This is a genomic window from Acidovorax sp. BoFeN1, assembly GCF_003345135.1.
Classification (GTDB): domain Bacteria; phylum Pseudomonadota; class Gammaproteobacteria; order Burkholderiales; family Burkholderiaceae_C; genus Acidovorax; species Acidovorax defluvii.
The window spans coordinates 1-12,533 of the sequence record NZ_QOZT01000017.1 but is presented as its reverse complement, the minus strand read 5'-3'; the positions used below and the strand labels follow the sequence as shown (position 1 = coordinate 12,533).

The following is a 12,533-nucleotide window of genomic DNA, read 5'->3' as shown; positions in this document are numbered from 1 at the left end:
TTATTGCATAAGCGCTAGAGCCTGTTTTTGCTAATACTTTTATCGCAAGGTGACCGTGATCATTCGATCTGTCCAGCACGCATGATCACACCCCGTTGGGGGCCGATGCCAGCGCCCAGGTCATTCGCAGGGGCCCTACTGGCCCTGCGGCTATACCCAGCGGCGGGGTGCTTTCTACAATGGCTGCATGTTTCCACAAGACCCGTTTTCGGGCGCACCAGATGCCCTGGTGCCCCCACACGCCGGTGCTGCCTCGGCAGCATCGCCCCTTCTGGCCAATCTGAACGACGAGCAACTGGCCGCCGTCACCCTGCCTGCGGGCCACGCGCTCATCCTGGCTGGCGCCGGCTCGGGCAAGACGCGCGTGCTCACCACGCGTATCGCCTGGCTGCTGCAAAACGGCTATGCCACGCCCGGCGGCATTCTGGCCGTGACCTTTACCAACAAGGCCGCCAAGGAAATGGTGGCCCGCCTGTCGGCCATGCTGCCCGTCAGCGTGCGCGGCATGTGGATTGGCACTTTTCACGGCCTGTGCAACCGCCTTTTACGCGCGCACCACAAGGCGGCAGGCCTGGCGCAGTCGTTCCAGATCCTCGACACGCAAGACCAGCTCTCGGCCATCAAGCGCCTGTGCAAGCAGCACAACGTGGACGACGAGCGTTTTCCGCCCAAGCAGCTGGCCTACTTCATTGCCCACTGCAAGGAAGAAGGCATGCGCCCCGGCGATGTGCCCACGCATGACAGCGATGCGCGCAAGAAGGTCGAGATCTACCAGTTGTACGAAGAGCAATGCCAGCGCGAAGGCGTGGTGGACTTTGGCGAGCTGATGCTGCGCTCTTACGAATTGCTGCGCGACAACGACCCCATCCGCGAGCACTACCAGCGCCGGTTTCAGCACATGCTGGTCGATGAGTTTCAGGACACCAACAAGCTGCAGTACGCCTGGCTCAAGCAGCTGGCGGGCAACGAGGTGGGCGGGCGTTTTGAGGCGCGCGGCAGCGTGATTGCCGTGGGCGATGACGACCAAAGCATCTATGCGTTTCGCGGCGCGCGCGTGGGCAACATGGCCGACTTTGTGCGCGAATTTGATGTGCAGCGCCAGATCAAGCTCGAGCAAAACTACCGCAGCTACAGCAACATTCTCGACTCGGCCAACGCCCTCATCAGCCACAACAGCCGCCGCCTGGGCAAAAACCTGCGCACCACGCAGGGCGCGGGCGAGCCGGTGCGCGTGTACGAGGCCAGCTCCGACCTGGCCGAGGCGCAGTGGATGGTGGATGAGATCAAGCAGCTGGTAAAGAGCGATGGTTTCGAGCGCAAGGAAATCGCCGTGCTTTACCGCAGCAATGCCCAAAGCCGCGTAATCGAATCGGCCCTGTTCAATGCCAGTGTGCCTTACCGTGTGTATGGCGGCCTGCGTTTTTTTGAACGCGCGGAAATCAAGCACGCGCTGGCGTATCTGCGCCTCCTGGAGAACCCGCACGACGACACCAGCTTCAGTCGCGTGGTCAACTTTCCGCCGCGCGGCATTGGTGCGCGCAGCATCGAGGTGCTGCAAGACGCCGCCCGCGCCGCCGGTTGCTCGCTGCACGACGCGGTGAGCGCCGTGCCAGGCAAGGCGGGCGCCAACCTGGGCGCGTTTGTGGCCATGGTCGACGTGCTGCGTGAGCAAACCCAGGGGCTGAACCTGCGCGGCATCATCGAGCAAATGCTCGAATCCACCGGGCTGGTGGAGCACTTTCGTACCGAAAAAGAAGGCGCCGACCGCATCGAGAATCTGGAAGAACTCGTCAACGCTGCCGAGAGCTTTGTCACCCACGAGGGCTTTGGCCGCGACGCGGTGGCCCTGCCGCTGGATGAGCATGGCACGCCGCTGGGGCAGGGCACGCAAAGTCCGGTGAGCCAGGGGCTGGACCCCAACGCGCCGGTGCTGGATGAGCAGCTCTCGCCCGCAGTGCCCGGCATCGTGGACATCGACACTGGCGAAACCCTCTCGCCCCTGGCCGCCTTCCTGACGCATGCCGCGCTCGAAGCCGGCGACAACCAGGCCCAGGCCGGGCAGGACGCCGTGCAACTGATGACCGTGCACGCCAGCAAGGGCCTGGAGTTTGATGGCGTGTTCATCGGCGGCCTCGAAGAGGGCCTGTTCCCCCACGAAAACTCGGCCAGCGACCGCGACGGCCTGGAGGAAGAACGCCGCCTGATGTACGTGGCCATCACCCGCGCCCGCAAGCGCTTGTATCTGAGCCACTCGCAAACGCGCATGCTGCACGGCCAGACGCGCTACAACGTCAAGAGCCGGTTCTTTGACGAACTGCCCGAGGCCGCGCTCAAGTGGATTACGCCCAAGCAGCAGGGGTTTGGCTCATTTGCTCCTAAATCAGGAGCAATTAGTCCTTATTCTTCAAGCGCTAGAGGCCAATTTGGCTTCAATTCGGACACCTTTGCCAGCCCGCCGGTGCCGGTGCAGAAGGCGGCACCGTCCCACGGCCTGCGTGCAGGCCTGGCCGTGTTCCACACCAAGTTTGGCGAGGGCAAGGTGCTGGCCATCGAGGGCACTGGCGATGATGCGCGGGCGCAGGTCAGCTTTCCGCGCCACGGCACCAAGTGGCTGGCGCTCTCCGTGGCCAAGCTGACGGTGGTGGAGTGAACGCGCCCCCCGCCTGCCATGAAGACTTCCATGCCTGAACCCGGCGATTCGTCCCAAAAGCGCCGGCGTCAGCGCAGTGCCACGCACGGCGCATCGGCGCGCCATCTGGTGAGCCCGGCGCAGTGGCGGGAGAGCATGGCCCTGGGCGCGCCGCCTTCGCTGCGCATCTTTGCCATTGCGGGCCTTCAGTCTGCGCTGGCCGTGCTGCTGGCGATCGTGGTCACGCATTTCTCGCCCTGGCCCGAAATGGTGGGGTTCGCCTCGATCGGTGCGCTGGCGGCCCTGTTCGGGCGCTTTTCCACGGTGCAGCGGCGCATGCGCATCGTCGTGATCTGTGCGCTGCTGCTGGCGCTGGGGGTGCTGGTGCCCTCGCTCGCATCGTGGGCTGGCGCGCTGCCGTGGATGATGGTGCTGGCGCTGGCCCTGGTGGCCGGCGCGTCCACCGTGGCGGTGTCGTGGTGGAGCCTGGGCGGGCCCGGGGCCGTGATCATCGTGTTTGCGGCCGGGGCGGCCTACCACCCCGTGGACGGTGGCGCCGAGGTGCTGGCCCGGTTGCTGGCCACGCTCTTCGGTGGCGTGATGGCGGCAGGGACTTGCCTGGTGACGGACCGGTGGCGCGCCCCTGAACTCAATGCTTTGCGCTTGCCGCCCGTGCATGTGCCCCCCTGGTCGCACCAGTGGATTGCGGCCGTGCGCATCACCGCATGTGCCGGGTTGGCGGCCTGGATTGCCTTCATGGCCGGCTGGCACCATCCCGCATGGGCGGCGATTGGTGCGGTGTCGGTGATGCAGGGCGGGCACCTGCATGTCACCATGAACCGCGCATTGCAGCGCATGGCGGGGACCGTCGTGGGCTCTTTCATTGTGTGGGCCATGCTGGCGCAGCAGCCTTCGTTCTGGGTGGTGGTGGCTGCGATCGTGCTGTTCCAGTTTCTGACCGAGGTGATCATTGGCTACAACTACGCGCTTGGCCAGATCACCGTGACGCCCATGGCGCTGCTCATGACGTACCTGGCATCGCCCGCGGTGGTCGCGAGCATGCCGGTCGAGCGCGTGCTCGACACCATTTTGGGCGCGGCGCTGGGCATCGTGTTTGCCGTTGTCTTCTCCAGTGTGGATGACCGCGCGCACCTGCACCGACATCGCCGCAAGGCGGGCTGAGCTGGGTTGAATTTCGGGTGCTTCTGAATTGATTGGGCTATCGCCCTGTTTCTGCTGAATTCATTAGCCATGGTGCCCCACTGCTGCGCTTGGCTGTAGCCCCTTGCGGTGCTGCGCCCATGAAAAAAGGCGGGGCTTTTGGCCCCGCCTTTTGCGTGCAAGGCATGCAGCGCATGCCCGTATCTGGTCAGCGGATCAGCCCAGCTTCATCTGGGTTGGCGTGCCCGTGAGGTAGCCCACTGCGGCGCCAGATTTGTTCTTGTAGTTGGCATTGATCAGAGGATCGAGCTGGCCCTTGACCACGTTGTGGATGCCGCCCCAGTCACCGGCGTGCTGGAAGTTGCTCATGATGTAGGTCCAGCCGTTGATCTCGTCCACGGCGTGCAGGCCGGTGGCTTCGCCGCCCGCAGGGATCGACATGATGCGCGAGAGTTGCTTGGTGTCGATGTGGTAAGCCCACAGGAAGTTGTTGACGTGCTGGCCACTGTCTTCGCCGATGAACAGGGTGCGCATCTTTTCCGAGAACTTCAGGTTGTCGGGGTTGGCGATGTTGTTGGGGTTGGCGGTGTTGCCCAGGGCATCGGCGGTGATGTCTTCACCGGCCAGCAGCGCCTTGGTGTCCACAGGCATCCATTCGCTGTTGATGGCAGCGCTCGCCGTGTCCTTTTGGCCACCCTTGAGGTTGAGCGCCATGACGGCGCCGGCATTCAGGGCCTTGGGGATGGAGATGCCATTGCCAGGCACGTTCGACGCGTTGCCGGCCACCATGGAGTCTCGGCAATTCTGCAGGGCAGAGTAGGCCACCTTGTCCTTGATGTTGACAGTCGTGCCTTCCATCTTCGAGAAGCCCGTGCTGGCGCCCAGGTAGGCGGCGTAGCGGTGGGTTTCCAGGAAAGCGGCGGCCTTTTCCATGCCGGCATTGATCTTGATCCACTCGGTCTTGCCGTTGGCGACGATCTTGGTGTAGCTGGCGTCGTTCGGGTCCGCCTTCACCATGGTCATGATGTCCGTGGGCTTGAGCGTGCTGGCCAGCTTTTCAATTTCAGCGCTGGTGGCCGAGCCCATCTTGATCCAGGTGAGCGGGGCAGCCGTGCCGACCTTGGGATCGATGGAGAAGCCACTACCTACCTTGGCCACGTAAAGTGTGCCGGACGACAGGTCTTTTTCCTTGTCGGCCACGAACACGAAATAGCCGGCGTTGGTGGCGTCATCGCCCATCAGCACGGTGCGATTGTCGGGCATGACCTGCACCAGCTCGTGCGAGATGCGGCCCATGCAGAAATGCTTCTTGATGCTGCCGGTGCCGTCTGGATTGACCGTGACTTCGGGCATGTGGCCGTAGTTGTAAGGGTTGGCCTTGGCGGCATCTCCATACAGGTTCTTGCTGAAGTCGTCCATGAAGTTGGCGCTGCGGGCGGCAAATGCGTCGGGCTCGTACTCTTCGCTCGACAGGTGCGTGCCCCAGGGGGAGATGCTGGCACCGCAGGTGATCCACAGGCCGTGCACCTTGGAGGTGTCCACGTTGTGGTATTTCACCAGGCTCAGTTTGCCGGTGGCCTGGTCCTGGTCGAGCGTCAGCACGGCGATGGGCGAGGGCAGCTTGCCGTACATGCCGGTCTTGCCATCTTGTGCCCAGGTGGTGTATTCAAACTGCACCACGGCAAACACGGCCTTGCCCTTGAGGCCGGTGACCGTGGGGTTGGCCACCGTCAGCAGCGAGGTGCCATCGGGTGCGTCGGAGAAGTAATGGCGCTCCTTGCCTGGCACCGTGGCGTCGATGATGGGCTTGTTGTTGATGTCGTAGTAGCCGCCCGACAGGGTCGTGCCGCCTTTTCCGTCAGAGACCATGTCGCCCGTCACGAAGAAGGGCTGGTAGGCCAGCTGGTACGAGCGCACCGAGTCGTCGCTGAACTTAATGTTCAGCGTGGAGCCCACGGTCGTGGTGGCCATGGCCGCTGCATTGGCCAGCGTGGGCGCAGCCATCGACGTGAAGCTGGCAGAAACATAGCTGGGGTCGTCACTGCCACCGCAGGCAGTCAGCAGGGCGGCTGAAGCGCTGGCGCCCAGCGGAAGCATCGGAACGCCGGCCAACAGTTGCAGGGCTTTGCGGCGGGTGGGCATCGTCGGTTGGGTCATTTTGGGGAGATTTCCAGGTTGGTGTGCGGACAAGCAGAGAGCGCCTTCGCATGCCACCGCCGGCCACGGGTGTGGCTGTGCCGGGGCAGAGTGCTGCTTCCAGCCGCAGATACTAGAAATGCCCCGTGACAGACGTTTGACGGTTGCGTGACAAACTGTCATCCGCAGCGGGTTTTAACGCGCGGTATATGCACTGCGCAGGCAGTGTGTCTGTCACGCCGCACAGGGCGGCAGAGGCTGCCAGGAAGCCATGCGCAGGCACCAGTCGGCCACCGTACCGGGCGGCTCTTGCGCTGGATGCGTGCTGTACCGTGTGCGAACGATGGGGCAGGGCACGCGGTACGCGGCCCAGGGCGTTGGCAAGGGCTGCACTGGCGCTTGCTGCCGCAGCCTTGGGGCCGGCTGCCCCGCCGCGCGCTCGTTACACCGTGCCGCCAGGCCCCGGTGCCGCATCGGACGGATTGCCGTGCGGGGCTTGCAGCTCGGGCTTTTCGGGTGGTTCGAAACAATCACGGAAAGTGAACACCACCGAGGTGAAGAACATGGCCGCCATCATCATGGCCGCGCCCACCATGATGCCGCCCACCACCGAGGTGAGCCCGCCCACGGCCAGCAGGCCCGCCACCAGGCTGATCACCAGGCCGCCCAGCAGAAACACGCCCATCCAGGCCAACCCATAGACCGTGAAGGCGCCAAAATTGCGCAGGCAGGCCACGATGCTGAAGAACAGGCTTTTCACTGGCGGCACGCCATGCCAGTGCACCAGGCCGGGTGCATGCCAGAACAGCAGCGACAGGGGCAGGTACAACGCCATCGAAAGCCACATGGCCCCTTGGAACGCGGGCGTTTCGGCCATCTCGCGGGTGAGGGGGGCGCCGCCCAGGTACACCTGCGCGAACTGGCCCCCGTCGATCAGTGCCGACAGGCCCATCACGCCGAGAAACCCCACCGCATACAGCGCCCCCAGCACCAGCATGTCGCGCAGGTGCTGCCGCCCGGTGCGAAAGGCCACCAGCAACACGGCGGGCGTGGGAAAGCGGCCTTGCACGGCCTCGGCAGCAGCCACCATCATGGCCAGTGTGGCCGAGGGCAGCAGGGCCAGCGCCACGGCCGGGCCCACCAGCGGGATCATGGTGGCCACCGACATGGCCGCCATGGTCATGAAAAACAGGGCCGCCAGTGCCATGGGTTGCCGCCAGAACGCCCGAATGCCAAGCTTGACCCAGGCCAGGCCGGTGCGTGCGGGGACGATGTGGAGTTTCATGGAAAGGTTTTGACAATCAGAAAGAGCCCCGGGCCGTGGGTGGCGGGACGGTAGCGGCGAATTTAACCCAGCACCCTAAAAGACGCCGGGGTGAAGGGGATCAGGCGTGCACCGGCCGGGCAATGCGGCCTCGCAGAACGCGCTCGAAATGTGTGGGGTCGTGCGGGGTGAGCATGGACGCCTCGCGGGGCAGGTAAAAATCCCACAGCCGCGAAATCCAGAACCGCAGGGCACCCGCACGCAGCATGGCGGGCAGCAGCTCGCGCTCGGCGGCGGTCAAAGGGCGCTCGGCCTGGTAGGCGTTCAACATGCTGGCGGCGCGTGTGGCGTCGTGGGCGCCTTGGGCCAAGTCGATGCACCAGTCGTTCAGGCACACGGCCAGGTCAAACAGCCAGGTGTCCACGCCCGCGAAATAAAAGTCGAAGAAGCCGGTGAGTTCTTCGCCGTCAAACATCACGTTGTCGCGGAACAGGTCGGCATGCACCGGCCCGCGTGGCAGCGCCGCATAGGCCGATGAAGCGGCCACATGGTTCTGGTACGCCAGCTCGGAGCGCAGCAGCGCGGCCTGCTCCGGGCCAATGTGGGGCAACACCACGGGCACGGTTTCGTTCCACCAGGGCAGACCGCGCAGGTTGGGCTGGAGGCGGTCGTAATCACGCCCCGCCAGGTGCATGCGCGCCAGCATGGTGCCCACGGCGGCGCAGTGCACGGGCTGCGGTGCCAGCTGGCTTTTGCCGCGCAGCTTGTTCACCACGGCTGCGGGCTTGCCGCATACGCTGTGCAGGATGTCACCGTTCTGGTCGGGCCTGGGGTCGGGCACCGGCATGCCGTGGTGGGCAAGGTGCTTCATCAGGTACAGATAGAACGGCAGCTGGGCGGCAGTGAGGCGCTCGAACAGCGTGAGCACAAACTCACCCTGGTCGCTGGTCAGGAAGTAATTGGTGTTCTCGATGCCCCCCTCAATGCCGCGCAGCGCCACCAGGTCACCCAGTTGCAAACGGCGCAGCAGTTCGCGCGCCTCATTCGTCGAGACTTCGGTAAAAACGGCCATCGCTCAAAAGAAAAACGGGTAAGACAAAAACAAGGGAATGGGCAGCCAGGGGCAGCGTCAGAACTTGATCACGTTCCAGACGCGCGGGGCGGTGTTGGTTTCGGCGCCGTTGCGGCTGCCGGCGCGGCTGCGGGCTCCGTCGGGCGACTGCACTTCATATTCGGGCATGTCGCCCGTCTTGGGCTGCACGGTGATGCTCTGGGTCTGGCCGCCCACACGCAGCTCGTCCACGCGGCTGCCCTCGTCTTCCACGCGAATGCGCTCGGTGCGCTGGTTGTTGCGGCCTTGCATCTGCTCTGGATTTGGGAGCTGCTCACGCTTGTCCGCATTGCCTTGCGGGGCAATTGGAGGGGTGGTCTGGGCCAGCAGGGGGCTGGCAGCCAGGCCCAGCAGCAAAAAGAGGTGAACGGCGCGCATGGCGCCATTGTAGGCGGCGCGTGCGGGCGGTATGGCGCATGGTTTTGTGCCCCAAACCGGGGGGCAGCACTTGCCATGCTGCGGTTGGCGCCAAGCCCTTCTATTTGGGGGCAGACGGCAGGCGGCCCGCCGCAGTGCCTTGAAAATCGATCAGGGGTGCTTGGGGCAGGTGCCCGCTTCGCACTGCACCGTGCGCTGGCCGATGAAGGTGCCGAAGTTCTTGCCCAGCTGCCCCATCTGCTCACACACGTTGCCCCGGGCGTCAAAGGCAAAGCCCTGTGCGCCAGTGGCGTTGAGCAGCTCCACCCGCGTCAGGGCCAACTTGGCAAATTGCTCGGGGTTGTGCCATTGTTCGGCGCAGATGTTGTGAAAGACAAAGGTGGAATACACCAGTTCGGTGATCACCGGCTTGTCCATTTGCAGCCGCATCACGCCGTTGTCCAGATGCACCGTCTTGAGCGCGTTGCCGCGCAGTGCTTTTTGCATTGGCACCGGGATGTTCTTGAACTCCGTGTTTGCCATCGCCAGCGTGCATACCGCACCGATCAACAACGCGAGCATTTTCTTCATGGGGATCACCTTAAAAATTGAGCAATGTTCCAGCCCAGGGTGCAGGGGCATCGCACCATCTGCTGGGTGGCGCCCTGACGGCGCCAGTCAACGCAGGGGCCCAAGGCAGGCACGGGCTAGAAAAACACGTATTTTGCCGCTTTCCGGGCGCAGTAACCAAGAGCGGGCATCCCAGGCCGCGCGGGGATGAGCGAGTGTGCACAATCGCCGCATGAGTGACAAAAAGACCCTGCTGCTGGTGGACGGCTCCAGCTACCTCTACCGCGCCTTCTTCGCGGGCGGCGAAACCATGAGCACCACCCTGCCCGACGGCACGGTGCAAAAGACCGGTGCCATCCGCATCATCATCAACATGGTGCAGAAGCTCCTGAAGGACCATCCCTGCACCTACGCAGCCTGCGTGTTCGACGCCAAGGGCCCCACCTTCCGCGATGCGCTCTACCCCGAATACAAGGCGCAGCGCAGCCCCATGCCCGACGACCTGCGCAGCCAGATCGCGCCCATCCACGAGGTGGTGCGGCTCATGGGCTGGCCGGTGCTCGACGTGCCCGGCGTGGAGGCAGACGACGTGATCGGCACCCTGGCCGTGGCGGCCGCGCGCCAGGGCATCGACGTGGTCATCTCCAGCGGCGACAAGGACCTGGCCCAGCTGGTGAACGAGCACATCTCCATCATCGACACCATGAGCGGCAAGGTGCGCGACCTGGCCGGGGTGGAGGCCGAATTCGGTGTGCCCGCCCGCCTGATGCTGGACTACCAGATGCTGGTGGGCGACACGGTGGACAACGTGCCCGGCGTGCACAAGGTGGGCCCCAAGACCGCCGTCAAGCTCCTGCAGGAATACGGCTCGGTGGACGCCCTGGTGGCGCGGGCCGGCGAGATCAAGGGCGCCGTGGGCGAGAACCTGCGCAAGGCGATCGACTGGCTGCCCACCAGCCGCCAGCTGCTCACCATCAAGACCGACTGCGACCTGAACGGCTGGGTGCCCGGCATGCCCGCGCTGGACGCCATCCGCATCGGCCAGCCCCAGACCGCGCCGCTCATGGCCTTCTGCGACACCTATGGCTTCAAGGGCCTGGCGCGCACGCTGGCGGGCACTACCCCGGCCGCCGCGCCCGCCCCGGTGGTGGCCATGCCCGGCGAGAGTGGCGACCTGTTCGCCGACCACTCCGCCAGCCCCGTGGCCGAGGCCGCGCAGCACCGCCCGGTGGTGTACGACACCATCTTCAACTGGACCGACTTTGACCACTGGCTGCAGCGCCTGCAAAAGGCCGAGCTGGTGGCGCTGGACACAGAAACCACCTCGCTCGACGAGATGCGCGCCGAGATCGTGGGCATCTCCTTCAGCGTGCAGCCCGGCGAGGCGGCCTACATCCCGCTGGCCCATGCCGGGCCGGACGCCCCGGCGCAGCTGTCGCGCGATGAAGTGCTGGCACGACTCAAACCCTGGCTGGAAGATGGCAAACGCCACAAGCTGGGCCAGCACGTCAAATACGACCGCCATGTGTTCGCCAACCATGGCATCGAAGTGCAGGGCTATGTGCACGACACCATGCTGCAAAGCTACGTGCTCGAAGTGCACAAGCCCCACGGCCTGTCCAGCCTGGCCGAGCGCCACACGGGCCGCACCGGCATCAGCTACGAAGACCTGTGCGGCAAGGGCGCGCACCAGATCCCGTTCGCCCAAGTGCCGGTGGACAAGGCAGCCGCCTATTCGTGCGAAGACTCGGACCAGACGCTGGACGTGCACCTGGCGCTGTGGCCGCTGCTGCAGGCCGACGAGAAACTGCGCTTCATCTACGAGCTGGAGATGCAGAGCAGCGAGGCGCTCTACCGCATCGAGCGCAACGGCGTGCTCATCGACGCGCCCACGCTCGCGCAGCAAAGCCATGAGCTGGGCCAGCGCATCCTTCAGCTGGAAACCGAGGCGTATGAGATCGCCGGCCAGCCCTTCAACCTCAGCAGCCCCAAGCAGCTCGGCGAAATCTTCTTCGACAAGCTGGGCATGCCCGTGGTCAAAAAAACCGCCACCGGCGCGCGCAGCACCGACGAAGAAGTGCTGGAAAAGCTGGCCGAAGACTACCCCCTGCCCGCCAAGCTGCTGGAGCACCGGGGCCTGGTCAAGCTCAAGGGCACCTACACCGACAAGCTCGCGCAACTGGCCCTCCCGCGCACCGGCCGCGTGCACACGCACTACGCGCAGGCCGTGGCCGTTACCGGGCGCTTGTCGAGCAACGACCCGAACCTGCAGAACATCCCCATCCGCACGGCCGAGGGCCGGCGCGTGCGCGAGGCCTTCGTGGCGCCGCCCGGCTGCGTGATCGCCAGTGCCGACTACAGCCAGATCGAGCTGCGCATCATGGCCCACATCAGCGGCGACCACGCGCTGCTGCACGCCTTCCACGCCGGTCTGGACGTGCACCGCGCCACCGCCGCCGAGGTGTTTGGCGTGGCGCTGGACCAGGTGACGAGCGAGCAGCGCCGCTATGCCAAGGTCATCAACTTCGGCCTGATCTACGGCATGAGCAGCTTTGGCCTGGCGAAAAACCTGGGCATCGAAACCAAGGCCGCTGCCGCCTACATCGACCGTTACTTCCAGCGCTACCCCGGCGTGAAGCAGTACATGGACGAAACCAAGGCCGCCGCGCGATCCATGGGCTACGTCGAGACGGTGTTCGGCCGCCGCCTGTACCTGCCCGAGATCGCCGCCAGCGGCCCGCGCCGCGCGGGCGCAGAGCGCGCCGCCATCAACGCGCCCATGCAGGGTACGGCGGCCGACCTCATCAAGCTGGCCATGGTGAAGGTGCAGCAGGTGCTGGACGCTGAAAAGCCGGCCATCAAAATGATCATGCAGGTGCACGACGAGCTGGTGTTCGAGCTGCCCGAGGGCGAGGTGGACTGGCTCAAGAGCCACATCCCGCGCCTCATGGCCGGCGTGGCGGCGCTCAAGGTGCCCCTGCTGGCCGAGGTGGGCGTGGGGCCGAACTGGGACAAGGCGCATTGAGCACCGGCGCTGCCAGGCCTGCCGCAATGGCGGCGGCATGAGCGGCGCATGCAAGGGGCGGGGCACGGCGCAGGTATGGGGTCAGATCACGATTTCGCGCAGCGAAACTCGTGCTCTGACCCCATACCGGACCACAAGGCGCCGCATGGCCCATCCGCCCGCCATCCCGGCCACTCACCAGCCAACATGCTGAAGTTTCAGGTGTTTTTGGCCTCCAGCGCTTATCCAGCAAGCGCAACAAGCTATCAAATTTGAAGTCGATGAATCCCCACCCACCCAC

Annotated in this window: 8 protein-coding genes; 3 read left to right on the top strand and 5 right to left on the bottom strand. The window is 64.9% G+C overall.

Annotated features, from left to right (window positions below; all coding sequences use genetic code 11):
• Positions 1-187 precede the first annotated feature (187 nt).
• Entirely contained in the window at positions 188-2,650 is a 2,463-nt protein-coding gene (locus DTW89_RS06360; protein ID WP_114655330.1) for a UvrD-helicase domain-containing protein, read from the top strand.
• Between the two features lie 30 nt (positions 2,651-2,680).
• Entirely contained in the window at positions 2,681-3,811 is a 1,131-nt protein-coding gene (locus DTW89_RS06355; protein WP_114655329.1) for an FUSC family protein, read from the top strand.
• Positions 3,812-4,006: 195 nt separating this feature from the next.
• On the opposite strand, the gene DTW89_RS06350 is transcribed toward DTW89_RS06355, so the two are convergent.
• The 5 genes from DTW89_RS06350 to DTW89_RS06330 all read right to left on the bottom strand — a co-directional run bounded on the left by DTW89_RS06350 (position 4,007) and on the right by DTW89_RS06330 (position 9,249).
• Positions 4,007-5,947 (bottom strand): PhoX family protein, encoded by a 1,941-nt coding sequence (locus DTW89_RS06350; protein WP_114655328.1) that lies wholly within the window; start codon positions 5,945-5,947, stop codon positions 4,007-4,009.
• Between the two features lie 421 nt (positions 5,948-6,368).
• A complete protein-coding gene (locus DTW89_RS06345; RefSeq protein WP_114655327.1) occupies positions 6,369-7,211 on the bottom strand; it encodes a BPSS1780 family membrane protein in 843 nt (280 codons plus the stop codon).
• A 100-nt stretch (positions 7,212-7,311) separates the two neighbouring features.
• Positions 7,312-8,262 carry a homoserine kinase gene (locus DTW89_RS06340; protein WP_114655326.1) on the bottom strand — a complete coding sequence of 317 codons (951 nt, stop codon included), beginning with the start codon at positions 8,260-8,262 and terminating at the stop codon, positions 7,312-7,314.
• A gap of 57 nt (positions 8,263-8,319) precedes the next feature.
• Complete coding sequence (locus DTW89_RS06335) at positions 8,320-8,679, bottom strand: hypothetical protein (RefSeq protein ID WP_114655325.1); 360 nt, start codon at positions 8,677-8,679, stop codon at positions 8,320-8,322.
• Positions 8,680-8,829: 150 nt separating this feature from the next.
• Positions 8,830-9,249, bottom strand: a complete 420-nt coding sequence (locus DTW89_RS06330; RefSeq protein ID WP_111866073.1) for a hypothetical protein — start codon at positions 9,247-9,249, stop codon at positions 8,830-8,832.
• 211 nt (positions 9,250-9,460) lie between these two features.
• On the opposite strand from DTW89_RS06330, the gene polA reads away from it, so the two are divergent.
• Positions 9,461-12,253 (top strand): DNA polymerase I, encoded by a 2,793-nt coding sequence (gene polA / locus DTW89_RS06325; protein WP_114655324.1) that lies wholly within the window; start codon positions 9,461-9,463, stop codon positions 12,251-12,253.
• Positions 12,254-12,533: the final 280 nt, after the last annotated feature.

Coding starts and splice junctions, on each gene's coding strand:
- DTW89_RS06360 (WP_114655330.1), top strand. CDS start 188: ATGTTTCCACAAGACCCGTTTTCGGGCGCACCAGATGCCCTGGTGCCC.
- DTW89_RS06355 (WP_114655329.1), top strand. CDS start 2,681: ATGCCTGAACCCGGCGATTCGTCCCAAAAGCGCCGGCGTCAGCGCAGT.
- DTW89_RS06350 (WP_114655328.1), bottom strand. CDS start 5,947: ATGACCCAACCGACGATGCCCACCCGCCGCAAAGCCCTGCAACTGTTG.
- DTW89_RS06345 (WP_114655327.1), bottom strand. CDS start 7,211: ATGAAACTCCACATCGTCCCCGCACGCACCGGCCTGGCCTGGGTCAAG.
- DTW89_RS06340 (WP_114655326.1), bottom strand. CDS start 8,262: ATGGCCGTTTTTACCGAAGTCTCGACGAATGAGGCGCGCGAACTGCTG.
- DTW89_RS06335 (WP_114655325.1), bottom strand. CDS start 8,679: ATGCGCGCCGTTCACCTCTTTTTGCTGCTGGGCCTGGCTGCCAGCCCC.
- DTW89_RS06330 (WP_111866073.1), bottom strand. CDS start 9,249: ATGAAGAAAATGCTCGCGTTGTTGATCGGTGCGGTATGCACGCTGGCG.
- polA (WP_114655324.1), top strand. CDS start 9,461: ATGAGTGACAAAAAGACCCTGCTGCTGGTGGACGGCTCCAGCTACCTC.